The sequence below is a fragment of the Lysobacter korlensis genome, assembly GCF_042434515.1.
The window spans coordinates 472,462-486,049 of sequence record NZ_JBHLTG010000005.1; the positions used below are offsets into that span (position 1 = coordinate 472,462).

A 13,588-nucleotide genomic window follows, 5' to 3' on the forward strand; every position below is an offset into this window, starting at 1 on the left:
GTGGATGCGCTCAGTCTACGTGAGGACGACTCGGTGCCGGGCGCGGGATGCGGTGCCCGCGATCAGCTCCGCGTTCCGCTCATCCGGGCCGAGCGCCCACGCCTCCGCCGCCTCGGGCGACTTGCCGAAGGCGACGTGACGGTCGATCAGACGGCGCAGCCGGACGTCTCGCGGCACCTCGACGTAGAAGGTGACGTCGAGCAGGCCCGCCGCGCCCTCCCAACCCCCGGAGTCGAGCAGCAGGTAGTTGCCCTCGACCACCACGACCGTGTGCTCCGGACCGATCCGGATCGCGTCCGGCACCGGCTCCTCGACCGTGCGATCGAATCCGGGCGCCGGCACGGCGCCGTCGTTCGCGCGAACCCGGCGCAGCACGTGAAGGAATCCCGGAACGTCGAACGTGTCCGGCGCGCCCATCCGGTCGCGGCGCCCGAGGTCGACGAGCCGCCGCTGAGGCAGGTGGAACCCGTCCATCGGCAGCAGCGCCGCCTCGGCCCCGAGCCGCTCGACCAGGCGGGCGGCGAGCGTCGACTTCCCGGCCCCCGGCGCACCGGCGATTCCGACCACGGTGCGGCCGCTTCCGGCGGCCGCATCCCGCACCGACGTGACGACCTCGTCGACGCCGCCGATCACGGCCACAGATGTGCCGCCTTCTCCAGCGCGAAGTCCGCCCAGTCGCGGTAGCCCTCCTCGCTCGGGTGGAACCGGTCGCGCGCGAAGAATTTCGCCGAGTAGGTGGGTGGAGGCGGTGACATGTGCGCGCCCGGGTCCCGGGCGACCTCTCGATGTGCGGCGTGCTGCAGGTTCTCGGCGTGGAGGCTCAGCACCCAGCGCAGCGGGTTCGGCATCACCGTGAACCATGAGAAGACGGGAAGGTTCGCCACGACGATCCGTGCCTCCGGGCTCCGGTCGCGAAGGGACGTGAGCACGGCGCGGAAGTCTTCCCGGAACGCCGCACGTGAGCGGAAGGCGAGCGTGTCGTTCGCGCCGATGGAGAGGAACACGACGTCGTATTCGTCCTCGACCGCCTTCGGCAGGAAGCGCGCACGCAGGTCCTTCGAGGTCGCGCCGGCCTGGCCGAGGGCCAGCCAGCGGACGCCTCGCCCCGTGCGGTCGGCCAGGACGCGGGCGAGATTGCCGCCGAGCCCGTGCTCCGGATCCTTGACACCGACGCCGGCCGCGGTGGAGTCGCCGAGCACCAGCATGCGGAAGGGATCCGGTCCGTCGACCGTGCCGCGCCAGGGCAGCTTCGCCGGCGGCAGCCACGGGATGGCGGTCTTCATCCGCTCGCCCTGCCGGCGGAGCACCGGTGACAGCACGAGCGCGATCACCCGGCTGAGTCGGTGCAGGGCGAACATGATGCCACGGTAGCCCCGTGATGCTCAGCACTCGCCGAATTTCGCCGAGTCGCGGCATGCCACCCCGAGGTGCGGCGATTCGCCGCGATCCGGACGGGTCCCGAGCCGCTTCGGTAGGGTCGCGGCCATGTGGCATGCGATCGCCGACCTGCTGCTCACGCTCATGACGTTCATTCCGGCTTTCGACCGATCCGGTCCGGCCGGGATCGACGTGAGTGCCGATCGCACCAGACGCCGCATCCTCGTGCTCAACACCGGACCCGGGTCGGCTCGCGCGGTGCGCGTCGTTGTGCGTCAGAGCGCGTCAGAAGCGGAGACGGCGGCGATCCCGCTCGAGAGGTCCGGCTCCATCCGTGCGTTGGGCCCGGAGAAGTGGAGGTGGCTGGACGTTCTGGGTGAACCGGCGCCGGGGGAGTGGACGGTGCGGGTCTCCTGGCGAGAAGACGGCCGGGAAGCCACGGCTGACTTCCCGCTCGCCCCCTGATCCGCGCGGGTCCGTTCCCCGGCCGGACGTGGCAGGAATCCGCCTCGACACCCGCGCCGGGGCGTGCCAGTGTTGCAGGCGATCCTCCTTCGTTTCTCATCGGAGTAGAGGTGTGCGGAGGGCAGCGGATGACGTCGACAACGGACTACGACCTCGCCGCCGTTCAGCGTCGCGTGGTGCGTGTGCTGGTCGCCGGTCAGGTGCTCGGCGGTCTGGGTATCGGCGCCACGCTGGCCATCGGAGCGGTCCTGGCCGCTCAACTCGCCGGCACGGAGGCGTGGGCGGGCGCCGCGGCGACCATGAGCACGCTGGGCGCCGCCGCCGCGTCCATCCCGCTCGCCCGCCTTGCGGCTCGGGCGGGACGGCGGACCGCGCTGACCACCGGAGTGCTCACCTCAGCGGCCGGCTGCGTCGTGACGGTCGCGGCCGCCGGAATCCCCTCGTTCCCCCTCCTGCTGCTCGGGTTCGCGCTGCTCGGCGCGGGCGTCTCCGTCAACCTGCAGGCCCGGTTCGCCGCGACCGACATCGCATCCGCGGAACGCCGCGGACGGGACCTCTCGATCGTGGTGTGGTCGACGACGGTCGGGGCAGTGGTGGGGCCGAACCTCTTCGGACCAGGCGAGGTGATCGCGGAGGCACTGGGCATGCCGGAGCTCACCGGCTCGTTCGTCATCGCGGTGGCGGCGCAGCTCGCGGCGGTCGCGGTGTACCTGGTGGGCCTCCGGCCCGACCCCTACCTGGTCAGCCGGACGCTGCCGCCCGCACCTCAGGCGCCGGCCGCGACCAGCGAGGTGCGCGCGCACCGTCTCGTGATCCTGGCGATCGGCACAATCGGCGCCAGCCACGCCGTCATGGTGTCGGTGATGTCGATGACTCCCGTCCACCTGGTGAACCACGGCGCGACACTCACCATCGTCGGCCTCACCATCAGCCTGCACGTCGCAGGGATGTTCGCCGTCTCCCCGGTCTTCGGCTGGCTGAGCGACAAGATCGGCGCCATCAGCACGATCCTGATCGGGCAGGCGACGTTCGTGCTGGCGCTCGTGTGCGTGGCGCTCGGCGCCGACGACACCACGCTGGTCACGGTCGGCCTGATCCTGCTGGGCCTCGGCTGGAGTGCATCGACGGTGGCCGGATCCGCCCTCGTGGCCCAGGTGGTGACCGGGTCCGCTCGCACGCGGGTGCAGGGCCGCACCGACCTGGTGATGAACATCTCCGGTGCGGGCGGCGGTGCGCTGGCTGGGCCGGTGCTGGCCCTGATCGGCTACTCGGGACTCGCCTGGGTCGCGCTGGTGCTCGTCGCCGCGGTGGTCGCCGCGGTGCTCGTGGTGACCCGCACCCGCACGCCGGAACCGGCCCCCGCCGCCTAGCATCCGGAACAACCCCGCTCGTCGGCGACGTCGCCGATCCGCGGAAGGTCAGGTCGCGGCGGCGGTGATCCGCACCAGGTTCGCCCAGGGGTCCTCCAGCTCGACGGTGCGGCCGTCGTCCCGGGCGGCGACCCCGTAGTGCTCCATCCGCTCGGTGAGGGCGCCCACCTCGTCGGTGGTGGGCACGACGATGTCGACCGCGCCGAGCCCGAGCGTGCGCGAACGGCGGCCGGCTCCCGCGCTGTTCCACACGTTCATCGCCATGTGGTGGTGATAGCCGCCCGCGCTGACGAACAACGCGGATCCGCCGAGCTCCGCGGTCGTCTCGAACCCGAGCCGGTTCACGTAGAACTCGCGCGCCGACTCGACGTCGCCGACCGACAGGTGCACGTGACCGACGACGGGTCGGCTGTCGTGGGGGCTGTCGACGGCCTCCTGGGTCAGGTGCTCCCGCAGGAAGCGGTTGGGATCGAGGTAGACGGTCGACATCTCGACGCGGCCATGCACCCAGCTCCACTGCGTCCGGTCACGATCCCAGTAGAGCTCGACCCCGTTCAGCTCAGGATCGTTGAAATAGAACGCCTGACTCACCAGGTGGTCGGAGCTGCCGGTGAAGAGTCCGGGATGCATCGTGGCGACCCGGTAGATCGCGCCGGCGAGCGCCGCTTGGGTGTCGAACAGGATCGCGGTGTGGAACAGCCCCGCGGATCCCGGCGATGCGTGCCTCAGCTCCGGGGAGTGGCGCAGGCGCACGACCTCGACGCTCCCGCGTCCGAGCGTCACCAGACCACCCGCGGCCGACAGCACATCGAGCCCGACGGCGTCGCGATAGAACGCCGTCATCGTGTCCGGATCGGCGACGTCGAGAGTCACCGGGCCCATGGCGGTGTCGGCGGCGAGTCGGTCGGCCATAAGGAGTGCAACGCGGGGAGGGAAAGAAGGATTCCGGATTCCGCGCTGCGATCATCGGCATCGCAGTCCGCTGGCAGGTCCGTCGCTGGATAATCGACCATGCGCGCCATCGTCTTCACATCGGAGGGCAGCCTCGCCCTCGAGGATCGCCCCGAGCCAGAGCTCGGTCCGAAGGACGTGCTGATCGAGACGGCGGCCGTCGGAGTGTGCGGAACGGACACGCACGTCTTCGACGGCGAGTTCGAGGGCACCGTCTACCCGCTGGTCCCCGGCCACGAGGCGACCGGCGTCGTGCTCGCCGTCGGGTCGGACGTCTCCACGGTGAAGCCCGGAGCGCACGTCGCGGTCAACCCGAGCACCACCTGTGGTGAGTGCGAGTTCTGCCTGAACGGCAGGAGCAACCTCTGCCGCTTCTGGAACGGACTCGGCGTGGTCGCATCGGACGGAGCCGCTCAGGAGCGCTTCGTCGCACCCGCCGCGAATGTCTACCGGCTCCGTCCGGAGACGGATCTGCACCAGGCGGCGCTGATCGAGCCCCTCGCGTGCGCGATCCGCGGATACGACCTGCTTCCCCGCCGGATGGGCGAGCACTACCTGATCTACGGCGCCGGCACCATGGGCCTGCTGATGGCCCAGCTCGCGCCCCGTGCCGGAGCCGCCAGCGTCACGATCGTCGATATCAACGAGCGCCGCCTGCAGACCGCAAAAGAGCTCGGCGTCCAGCATGTGCTCCTGAACGCCGAGGACGCCGAACGCGCTGAATGGGACGTCGTGATCGACTGCACCGGCAGCATCCGGGCGATCGAGAACGCGCTGCCTCGGGTGAAGGCCGGCGGCGCATTCCAGCACTTCGGCGTCGCGCCGGTCGGGGCGGCGGCGCAGTACTCCCCGTTCCGGGTGTACCGGGACGAGATCAGCATCGTCGGCACCATGGCGGTGCTGAACACGTTCGGCCGCGCCGTCGAGATGTTCGAGGCGGGCGCGATCGACCCGAAGCCGATGATCAGCCATTCGTTCACGCTCGAGGACTACGCCGACGCGCTGCAGATGTTCCGCGACGGCGTCGGTCGAAAGCTGCAGATCAGGCCGAACGACACGGAGTCGCGGACCCTGATCCCGTGACCCCAGGACGCCCCGAGATGCTGACCGTCGTCCTCGACGATGACCCGACGGGAACCCAATCGGCGACCGACGTCACCGTGCTGCTCAGCTGGGACGTCGGCGCGATCCTCGACGTGCTGCGCAGGGAGGGTGCCGTCTACCTGCAGACCAACTCCAGGGCGCTCAGTGAGCCGGCGGCGACGGAACTCGCACGGTCGATCCGGGCGGACCTGCGCGCGGCGGAATCGCTGCTCGGGGAGCGCATCCTCGTCGTGCTGCGCGGCGACTCGACGCTGCGCGGCCACGTGTTCGCGGAATCCGACGTGTTCGCCGACGCGGCGGGCCCGATCCTGTTCGTGCCGGCGTTCCCTGCCGGGGGCCGGACGACGCTGGACGGGGTCCACCGGGTGAGGATCGACGGGGTCGACAGGCCCGTCGCGGAGACGGAGTTCGCCCGTGACCCGGTGTTCGGCTACCGCAGCTCCGACCTGCGGGACTGGGTGCGCGAGGTCGGGCGGCGATCGGCGCGGCCCGTCCCGCTCCGGCGGCTCCGCGACTCCGCCGGCGCGGCTCTGACCGCGGAGCTCCGCACCGCCTCGCCGGACGAGGTGGTGGTGCCGGACGCGGTCACCGACGACGACCTCCGGCTGATCTCCCGAGCGCTGCTCGCGGCGATCGACCAGGGCGCCTCGGTTGCCATCCGGTGCGCCGCCACCCTTGCGGCCATCTGCGCCGGCCGGCTGAGCGACGGATATCTGCCGCGGCCGATCGGTGCCGACGCCCGGCGCGGCGTCGTCGTCGTCTGCGGGTCCCACACCGCCGCGGCGTCGGAGCAGCTCGAATTCCTGCTGCGCTCCACTGGGGACGAGGCGATCGTGATTCCGACGGATGCGGCCCTCGAGTCACCGGAACGGGCGGGCGCCGATGCAGCGGCCCGCGCGAGAGCCCGCCTCGAAGAGCGCAATCGGGTCGTCCTCGCAACGGAGCGGTCTCGCCGCGAGACCCACAACACCCTGGCGCACGGTGAACGCGTGATGCGTGCGCTGACCACCGCAACGACCGCGCTCCTCGGCAGCGCCGGGGTGCTCGTCTCGAAGGGCGGGATCACCTCCGCGGAGGTGGCGCGGCTCGCGACCGGCGGGACCCGCGCGCATGTGCGCGGTCAGCTCGCACCCGGCATCTCGGTGTGGGATCTGGAGAGCCCGTCCTGGCAGGGCACCCAGGTGGTGGTGCCCGGCAACGTCGGCGGCCGCGAGACGCTCGTCGACGTGCTGGACGCCATGGGGAGCTGGAAGGAGGCGCACGGGTGACGGGATCGGGTGTGGACGTCGTGATCACCGGGGGCGCCGGTTTCCTCGGCACGGCGCTCGCTTCGAGGATCCTGGCGGCCGGGTTCCTGACCGTGGAAGGTGAGACGCGGACGGTGGGCCGCCTCACCGTGCTGGATCTGCAGCCTCCCCCGGGCGGCGCGCCGTCGGACCCGAGGGTGCGGGTGCTGTCGGGGGATCTCGTCGAGCTGCTGGCCGAGCTCGGCGAACCGGACGTCATCTTCCATCTCGCCGGCGTCGTCAGCGGTGCGGCCGAGGCCGACTTCGACCTGGGCATGCGGACGAACGTCGAGGCGCTCGTCGCCCTGCTCGACCACTGCCGGCACGGCGCCTTCCGTCCCATGGTGGTGTTCACCAGCTCGCTCGCCGTGTTCGGCAGCGATCCAGCTCCCGGCCCGATCGGCGAGGTCGACGACGACACCCTGCCGAGGCCGCAGTCGAGCTACGGGACGCAGAAATTCATCGGCGAGCTGCTGCTCGCCGACTACACGCGGAAGGGATACGTCCGGGGGCGCGCCGTGCGGCTGATGACGGTCTCCGTCCGGCCGGGGACGCCGAACGCCGCTGCGTCGAGCTTTCTCTCCGGCATCATCCGGGAGCCGATCGCCGGGAAAGGGTCGGTGTGCCCCGTTCCGGCGGACACGCCGGTCGCGCTGTCGTCGCCGGCGCTGACCCTCGACGGGATCCTGCGCGCGGCGGCGGCCGACGGCACCGCCTGGGGAAGCCGGACGGCGATGAACCTGCCGGCGCTCACGACGACCCCCGGCGCGATGCTCGAAGCACTGGACCGGGTGGTCGGCCCGGGCGCGAGCGCGCACGTGTCGTTGCAGGAGGACCCGGTCATCTCGGCGATCGTGACCAGCTGGCCGGCGCGATTCCGCACCGAGCGGGCGAATCGGCTGGGGCTTCGTGCGGCGCCCTCCTTCGACGACATCATCCGGGAGTACGTCGCCGGGCTGGAGAGGTCTCCGGTGGCCCCTTAGGCGGGTCGGCCGGTCAGTCGCTCCACGAGCTCCCGGTACCGGGCTGCCGTGCGCTCCACGATCTCGTCCGGCAGCACCGGCGGGGGAGTCGTGTCGCGCACCGCGCTCGGCCAGTTCTCGCTCAGCCAGTTGCGCACGATCTGCTTGTCGAAGCTGTCGTGCTTGCCGGCGGCGTAGGCGGCGGCATCCCAGTAGCGGCTGCTGTCCGAGGTCAGCACCTCGTCCCCGAGGGTCAGCATCCCGGAGTCGTCGCCGAACTCGAACTTCGTGTCGACGAGCACGAGGCCGCGCTCCTCGGCGATCCGGGCGGCGCGCTCGAAGATCGCGAGGCTCGTGGAGCGCAGTGCCTCTGCCGCATCCCCGCCGACGAGCTCGATCACGCGCCCGAAGGTGATGTTCTCGTCATGCGCGCCCAGCTCCGCCTTGAACGCGGGGGTGAAGATCGGCTGCGGCAGCCGGTCGCCGTCGCGCAGTCCCGCGGGCAGCGGCACACCGCACACCGCCTGATCCCGTTGATACTCGACCCAGCCGCTTCCGGTCAGGTAACCGCGCACGACGCACTCGATCGGATACATCCTCAGCCGCTTGACGACCATGGCGCGTCCGGCGGCCTCATCCGGAACCGCGTCCGGCAGCACGTGAGAGGGGAACTCCGCCAGCTCCCCGAACCACCACAGCGAGAGGCCGGTCAGCAGCGACCCCTTGCCGGGGATGCCGGGCTCGAGCACATGGTCGAACGCGCTGACGCGGTCGCTCGCGACCACGAGCAGCCGGTCCGCATCGCCGTCCAGCGGCCGGTAGAGGTCGCGCACCTTTCCCGAGTAGACATGCTCCCAGCCGGGAACCGGAACGACGGAGGTCACGGCACCACGCGGGCGGCGATGTCGGTGCGGTACTGGCCCCCCTCGAGGGAGATCCGCTCCAGGGCGCCGTAGACGAGCCGTCTGGCCTCCGCGAAGTCGGGGGCCGTCGCGACGACGCTCAGCACCCGGCCGCCGGTGGCGAACAGCTCGCCGTCGCGCTCCGCCGTCGCTGCGTGCACGATCCGGGCATCCTGCACGTCGTCGAGTCCGCGGATCGGCCGACCGGTGACCGGTGACTCCGGGTAGCCCTCGCTGGCGAGCACGACGGTCACCGCGACGTCATCGGAGAACTCCGGCCGCTCCAGCTCGGTGAGCCGTCCGGTCGCGGCGGCGAAGAGCAGCCTGCTGAGGGGTGTACGCAGCCGCGGCAGCACCACCTGCGTCTCCGGGTCCCCGAAACGGGCGTTGAACTCGATCACCCGGATGCCGCGCTCGGTGAGGATCAGGCCGCAATAGAGCAGGCCGAGGAACGGCGTCCCTTCCCGCTCCAGCTGGCGGATCGTCGGCAGCGCGATGGTCTCGACCACCTCGTCGACGAAGCCGTCGGGCAGCCACGGCAACGGCGAGTAGGCGCCCATCCCGCCGGTGTTCGGACCCTCGTCGCCGTCGAGCAGTCGCTTGTAATCCTGAGCGGGGCTGAGCGGCAGGACGTCGTGCCCGTCGCTCAGCAGGAACAGCGAGACCTCCTGCCCGTCGAGGAACTCCTCGATCAGCACGCTGCCCTGGTGCAGGTATGAAGTGGCGTGCGCGATCGCCGCGTCGCGGTCGGGAGTGACGAGCACACCCTTGCCGCCCGCGAGCCCGTCGGCCTTCACCACATACGGCGAACCGAGCGAGTCGATCGCCTCGATGGCCTCGTCGAGGGTGCCGGCGCGCACCGCTCGGCCGGTGGGCACGCCCGCCTCGTCCATGACCCGCTTCGCGAACGTCTTGCTGGACTCCAGCTGCGCCGCCGCGCGGCTCGGCCCGAACACCGGGATGCCGCGTGTGCCGACCGCATCGGCGACGCCCGCGACGAGCGGCGCCTCGGGACCGACGACGACGAGCTGGATGTCGTTGTCGAACGCGAAGTCCGCTACGAGGTCCGCGTTCTCGGCGTCGAGATGCACCACCTCCGTCACCCGGGCGATGCCGGCGTTCCCTGGAGCCGCGATCACCTCGTGCGCCTCCGGCTCGCTCAGCAGCGCCGAGACGATGGCGTGCTCGCGAGCACCTGAGCCGAGTACCAGAATCCTCACCGGTCCAGCGTACCCAGCGCTGTTAGCGTGACGGGCATGGCCAGAGCCCGCATCTCAGCCGCCTCCGGTGAGGAGGCGGTCGATGCGGCCCTCGCCGGCGCCACCGGCCGCGAGACCATCGCCACCGCCGTGCGCTATCTGCTGCAGCTGCTGGACGAGCGGGCGCCGGGCAACGCCGTGGAAGTGAGGGTGCCGCCCTATGGGGCGGTGCAGGTGATCGAAGGGCCGGCGCACACCCGCGGAACGCCGCCCAATGTCGTCGAGATGGATGCCGCCACCTGGATCGCGCTCGGGACGGGTTCGCTGGCCTGGCCGGAGGCCCTGAGGGCGGGCCGCATCTCGGCGTCCGGCCTCCGCGCCGATCTGTCGGAGCACCTGCCGATTCGCCCGTCCGGCGCCGACGGCGGGAGAATGGGACCGTGACCGACGATGGCGGAGCCGACCGCGATGAGGTGCGCGTCCGGCGCACGCCCAAGTACCCGGCGTTCCTGACCATCGGCGGCGGGATCGGCGCCATCGTGGCGTTCACCCTCACCGCGACGCGCGAGGTGGACCCCGAGGTGGGCTTCCTGCAGATGTTCCTGTTCCTGGCGCTGTTCGGCATCACGATCGGGATGCTGTTGGCCGGGATCACCGCCCTGATCTTCGAGCGCGTCTATGCGCGACGGACCACGACCGTCACCGCGGAGCGGAGCGAGATCACCGCGCCGTCGCACCCGCCCGTGGCGGAGCCGGCGATCGAGACGCTGCCCGCCGAGGCGCAGGCCGACCCCATGCCCCGCGACGGGGAAGCCGATGCCGGCCTTCCCGCCGACCGCCCCGACACTCGCGATCCCGGCACCGGGCCGGCCCCGCGCGACTGACCGGACAAGGGCCACTTCGGCGGATGCGGCCCGCCGCGGCGGCCCGGGTACGCCGAACCGGCCCGTCCCCGGCGGTCAGCTGTTCTGGTTGCGCTCCACCCACTCCAGGTACTCGGGGGTCACGGTGCCCGTGACGTACTCCCCGGTGAAGCAGCTCATCTCGAGCTCGGTGATGTCGGATCCCTCCAGGATCGCGTCGCGCATGTCGGCGACCTCCTGGTAGATCAGGTAGTCGGAGCCCAGCTCCCGGTTGATCTCCGGAATCTTCCGCCCGGCCGCGATCAGCTCGCCCCGGGTGGGCATGTTGATGCCGTACACATGCGGATGCCGCACCGGAGGAGCCGCGGAGGTGAACGTCACCTTGTTGGCGCCCGCCATCCGCGCCATGTCGACGATCTCCCGGGAGGTGGTGCCGCGCACGATGGAGTCGTCGACGATGAGCACGTTCTTGCCCTTGAACTCCGAGCTCATCGCGTTGAGCTTCTGCTTCACGCTCTTCGAGCGCTGCTCCTGCCCGGGCATGATGAACGTGCGGCCGACGTAGCGGTTCTTGTAGAAGCCCTCACGGTATTCGATGCCCAGCTTCTGTGCGACCTGCATGGCAGCGGGTCGGGAGGAATCCGGGATGGGCATGACCACGTCGACGTCGCCGCGCGGCGTGTACTGCGCGATCGTGTCGGCGAGCCGGTTGCCGAGCCGCAGCCGCGCCTCGTACACCGAGATGCCGTTCATGATCGAGTCGGGCCGCGCGAGGTAGACGTATTCGAACGAGCACGGCACCAGCCGCGGGTTCGCCGCACACTGGCGGCTCTCCATCTGCCCGTCCATCGTGATGTAGACGGCCTCGCCGGGCGCGACATCGCGCACGACCTCGTAGCCGGCGCTCTCGAGCACCAGCGACTCGCTCGCCACGACCCATTCGTCGTTGAGCAGCCCGCTCGACCGGCGGCCGAGCACCAGCGGACGGATGCCGAACGGGTCCCGGAACGCCAGCAGGCCCTGTCCGGCGATGAGCGCGATCGACGCGTACGAGCCCTCGACCCGTTCGTGCAGGCGGCTGACCGCCGCGAACACCTCATCCGCTTCGAGCTCGCGCGCATCCGCCCGGCCGGTGAGCTGCGCCTGCAGCTCGTTCGCCAGCACGTTCACAAGCAGCTCGGTGTCGGAGCTGGTGTTGAGGTGGCGCCGGTCCACCTGGAAGAGCTCCTTCGTGAGCTCCCGTGTGTTGGTGAGATTGCCGTTGTGCACCAGCACGATGCCGTACGGCGCGTTCACGTAGAACGGCTGCGACTCCTCCTCGGCGGACGCGGATCCGCGCGTGGTGTAGCGCACGTGGCCGAGGCCCATCGTGCCGAGAAGACTCCTCATGTCGCGGGTGCGGTACGCCTCACGCACCTGGCCGCGGGCCTTGTGCATGTGGACGATGCTGCCCTCGCTGGTGGCGATGCCGGTCGAGTCCTGACCGCGGTGCTGCAGGAGGGAGAGGCTGTCGTAGACCTGTTGATTGACTGGGCTCGCCGAAACGATGCCCACGATGCCGCACATGCGGTACGGACTCCAGACCGTAGAGTGGGAATTGCCGGGGGTAAGTCTTTCACGCCGCGATGGGAACCAAGGAATGGCCGACAGCTATGCGGAGGCCGGCGTCGACACCGCGGCCGGAGATCTCGCCGTCGAACTGATGAAGTCGGCGGTCGCCGAGACGCACGGACCCAATGTGCTGGGCGGCGTGGGCGGGTTCGCCGGGCTCTACGACGTGTCGTTCCTCAAGGAGTACGATCGCCCGCTGCTCGCGACGTCCACGGACGGCGTCGGCACCAAGGTTGCGATCGCGCAGGCGCTCGACAAGCACGACACCATCGGCCAGGACCTCGTCGGCATGGTCGTCGACGACATCGTGGTCGTCGGCGCTCGCCCTCTGTTCATGACCGACTACATCGCCTGCGGCAAGGTGGTGCCGTCCCGGATCGCCGACATCGTCGCCGGCATCGCGCGCGCCTGCGCCGACACGGGCACCGCGCTCGTCGGCGGGGAGACGGCGGAGCATCCGGGGCTCCTCGGCCCCGACGACTACGACGTCGCCGGCGCCGCGGTCGGCGTCGTGGAGGCCAAGGACCTGCTCGATTCGTCGCGGGTCCGGTCCGGCGACGTGGTGCTGGCGCTGGAGTCGAGCGGCCTGCACAGCAACGGCTTCTCACTGGTGCGGCACATCCTCGCGCAGCGCGGGATCGGGTACACCGACCGGCTGGAGGACTTCGGCGGACCCGTCGGGGAGGCGCTCCTCGAGCCCACGCGGCTCTACACGGCGCCTCTGCTGCGACTGCTCGGCGACGATGAGATCGGCACCGGACTCCACGCGCTCAGTCACGTCACGGGGGGCGGCATCGCCGCGAACCTGGCGCGGGTGCTCCCGGAGGGCTCCTGGGTCGAGGTGGACCGGTCGACCTGGTCGCCGCCGACCGTCTTCCAGGCGCTCACTGCGCTCAGCGGTGCGTCGCTGGAGAGCACCGAGGGCACGTGGAATCTCGGAATCGGCATGCTGGCCGTCGTCACAGCGGGGTGTGCGGAGGCCGCGATCGACCGGCTCGCGGAGGACGGCATCCGCACCTGGATCGCCGGCGAGGTGCGCGACGAGTTCCAGGACCTGACCGAGTTCGAGCAGGGCGCGAAGGGCGTGAACGGCGGAGCCGTGCGCCTGGTCGGCAGCTACGCCGACTGACTCGGTGAGGGAGGAGCGCCGCTGTGCGGCTCCTCAGCGCGCGCGGGCCGCTTCGTCACCCGGAAGGCGACGCGAAGTCACGCGGTGCGGGTCTCGCCCTGCTCCGCTCCGACCTCGTCGTCGTCTGACGACGCGTAGTCGGCCCACTTGTCCTCGTAGTCGCTGTGGCCTGCAGAACCAAGCTCGCGCTCGAGGGCGCTGTAGTTCGTGTCCGGGCTGAAGTACTTCAGCTCCCGGGCCACCTTGGTGTGCTTTGCCTTTTGACGGCCGCGCCCCATGCGTGACCCCCTCATGAACTCAGGAATGCGAATGGCGTAAAAATCTGTCGTTCAGCGTATCACGGAGCGCTGAGGTCCCGTCCAGGCAGCC

Annotated in this window: 15 protein-coding genes; 8 read left to right on the forward strand and 7 right to left on the reverse strand. The window is 70.7% G+C overall.

Annotated elements, in window-relative coordinates; genetic code table 11:
* Window positions 1–15 precede the first annotated feature (15 nt).
* Entirely contained in the window at window positions 16–639 is a 624-nt protein-coding gene (locus ACFFGH_RS21710) for a nucleoside/nucleotide kinase family protein (RefSeq protein ID WP_386672210.1), read from the reverse strand.
* The gene (locus tag ACFFGH_RS21715) at window positions 630–1,358 is read right to left on the reverse strand and encodes an SGNH/GDSL hydrolase family protein (RefSeq protein ID WP_386672212.1); all 729 of its coding nucleotides are present in this window, start codon (window positions 1,356–1,358) and stop codon (window positions 630–632) included. The genes ACFFGH_RS21710 and ACFFGH_RS21715 overlap by 10 nt, the downstream gene beginning before the upstream one ends.
* A gap of 127 nt (window positions 1,359–1,485) precedes the next feature.
* Between ACFFGH_RS21715 and ACFFGH_RS21720 the strand changes: the two genes are divergently transcribed.
* Together ACFFGH_RS21720 and ACFFGH_RS21725 are read left to right on the forward strand one after the other, a co-directional pair.
* Window positions 1,486–1,842, forward strand: coding sequence for a hypothetical protein (locus ACFFGH_RS21720; protein ID WP_386672214.1), 357 nt, complete (start codon window positions 1,486–1,488; stop codon window positions 1,840–1,842).
* Window positions 1,843–1,970: 128 nt separating this feature from the next.
* Window positions 1,971–3,212 (forward strand): MFS transporter, encoded by a 1,242-nt coding sequence (locus ACFFGH_RS21725; RefSeq protein ID WP_386672216.1) that lies wholly within the window; start codon window positions 1,971–1,973, stop codon window positions 3,210–3,212.
* Window positions 3,213–3,260: 48 nt separating this feature from the next.
* On the opposite strand, the gene ACFFGH_RS21730 is transcribed toward ACFFGH_RS21725, so the two are convergent.
* Complete coding sequence (locus tag ACFFGH_RS21730) at window positions 3,261–4,124, reverse strand: VOC family protein (protein ID WP_386672217.1); 864 nt, start codon at window positions 4,122–4,124, stop codon at window positions 3,261–3,263.
* Between the two features lie 99 nt (window positions 4,125–4,223).
* Here ACFFGH_RS21730 and ACFFGH_RS21735 point away from each other — a divergent pair, with 99 nt between their 5' ends.
* The 3 genes from ACFFGH_RS21735 to denD are packed head-to-tail and all read left to right on the forward strand — an operon-like array spanning window position 4,224 to window position 7,536.
* Entirely contained in the window at window positions 4,224–5,246 is a 1,023-nt protein-coding gene (locus ACFFGH_RS21735; RefSeq protein ID WP_386672219.1) for a zinc-dependent alcohol dehydrogenase family protein, read from the forward strand.
* A complete protein-coding gene (locus ACFFGH_RS21740; RefSeq protein ID WP_386672221.1) occupies window positions 5,243–6,535 on the forward strand; it encodes a four-carbon acid sugar kinase family protein in 1,293 nt (430 codons plus the stop codon). Before ACFFGH_RS21735 ends, ACFFGH_RS21740 begins: the two co-directional genes overlap by 4 nt.
* On the forward strand, window positions 6,532–7,536 hold the full coding sequence (gene denD / locus ACFFGH_RS21745; RefSeq protein WP_386672223.1) for a D-erythronate dehydrogenase: 1,005 nt from the start codon (window positions 6,532–6,534) through the stop codon (window positions 7,534–7,536). Before ACFFGH_RS21740 ends, denD begins: the two co-directional genes overlap by 4 nt.
* Here denD and ACFFGH_RS21750 read toward each other — a convergent pair.
* Both ACFFGH_RS21750 and purD read right to left on the reverse strand, forming a co-directional pair.
* Window positions 7,533–8,399 (reverse strand): phosphoribosylaminoimidazolesuccinocarboxamide synthase, encoded by an 867-nt coding sequence (locus ACFFGH_RS21750; protein ID WP_386672225.1) that lies wholly within the window; start codon window positions 8,397–8,399, stop codon window positions 7,533–7,535. The two genes, denD and ACFFGH_RS21750, sit on opposite strands and share 4 nt — an antisense overlap.
* Entirely contained in the window at window positions 8,396–9,637 is a 1,242-nt protein-coding gene (gene purD, locus ACFFGH_RS21755) for a phosphoribosylamine--glycine ligase (protein ID WP_386672227.1), read from the reverse strand. Before purD ends, ACFFGH_RS21750 begins: the two co-directional genes overlap by 4 nt.
* A 36-nt stretch (window positions 9,638–9,673) precedes the next feature.
* On the opposite strand from purD, the gene ACFFGH_RS21760 reads away from it, so the two are divergent.
* Window positions 9,674–10,060, forward strand: coding sequence for a sterol carrier family protein (locus tag ACFFGH_RS21760; protein ID WP_386672229.1), 387 nt, complete (start codon window positions 9,674–9,676; stop codon window positions 10,058–10,060).
* On the forward strand, window positions 10,057–10,500 hold the full coding sequence (locus ACFFGH_RS21765) for a hypothetical protein (protein WP_386672231.1): 444 nt from the start codon (window positions 10,057–10,059) through the stop codon (window positions 10,498–10,500). Before ACFFGH_RS21760 ends, ACFFGH_RS21765 begins: the two co-directional genes overlap by 4 nt.
* Window positions 10,501–10,575: 75 nt before the next feature.
* Here the strand turns inward: ACFFGH_RS21765 and purF are convergent, their stop codons facing one another.
* Complete coding sequence (gene purF, locus ACFFGH_RS21770) at window positions 10,576–12,045, reverse strand: amidophosphoribosyltransferase (protein ID WP_386672233.1); 1,470 nt, start codon at window positions 12,043–12,045, stop codon at window positions 10,576–10,578.
* Between the two features lie 73 nt (window positions 12,046–12,118).
* Here purF and purM point away from each other — a divergent pair, with 73 nt between their 5' ends.
* Entirely contained in the window at window positions 12,119–13,219 is a 1,101-nt protein-coding gene (gene purM / locus ACFFGH_RS21775) for a phosphoribosylformylglycinamidine cyclo-ligase (RefSeq protein ID WP_386672235.1), read from the forward strand.
* Window positions 13,220–13,296: 77 nt separating this feature from the next.
* Here the strand turns inward: purM and ACFFGH_RS21780 are convergent, their stop codons facing one another.
* Entirely contained in the window at window positions 13,297–13,497 is a 201-nt protein-coding gene (locus ACFFGH_RS21780) for a DUF3073 domain-containing protein (protein ID WP_386672237.1), read from the reverse strand.
* Window positions 13,498–13,588: the final 91 nt, after the last annotated feature.

What these genes read in the sequence shown, in the direction of transcription:
- ACFFGH_RS21725 (WP_386672216.1), top strand. Translation starts at nt 1,971, where the DNA reads ATGACGTCGACAACGGACTACGACCTCGCCGCCGTTCAGCGTCGCGTG.
- ACFFGH_RS21735 (WP_386672219.1), top strand. Translation starts at nt 4,224, where the DNA reads ATGCGCGCCATCGTCTTCACATCGGAGGGCAGCCTCGCCCTCGAGGAT.
- ACFFGH_RS21780 (WP_386672237.1), bottom strand. Translation starts at nt 13,497, where the DNA reads ATGGGGCGCGGCCGTCAAAAGGCAAAGCACACCAAGGTGGCCCGGGAG.
- ACFFGH_RS21760 (WP_386672229.1), top strand. Translation starts at nt 9,674, where the DNA reads ATGGCCAGAGCCCGCATCTCAGCCGCCTCCGGTGAGGAGGCGGTCGAT.
- purM (WP_386672235.1), top strand. Translation starts at nt 12,119, where the DNA reads ATGGCCGACAGCTATGCGGAGGCCGGCGTCGACACCGCGGCCGGAGAT.
- ACFFGH_RS21730 (WP_386672217.1), bottom strand. Translation starts at nt 4,124, where the DNA reads ATGGCCGACCGACTCGCCGCCGACACCGCCATGGGCCCGGTGACTCTC.
- ACFFGH_RS21715 (WP_386672212.1), bottom strand. Translation starts at nt 1,358, where the DNA reads ATGTTCGCCCTGCACCGACTCAGCCGGGTGATCGCGCTCGTGCTGTCA.
- purF (WP_386672233.1), bottom strand. Translation starts at nt 12,045, where the DNA reads ATGTGCGGCATCGTGGGCATCGTTTCGGCGAGCCCAGTCAATCAACAG.
- ACFFGH_RS21720 (WP_386672214.1), top strand. Translation starts at nt 1,486, where the DNA reads ATGTGGCATGCGATCGCCGACCTGCTGCTCACGCTCATGACGTTCATT.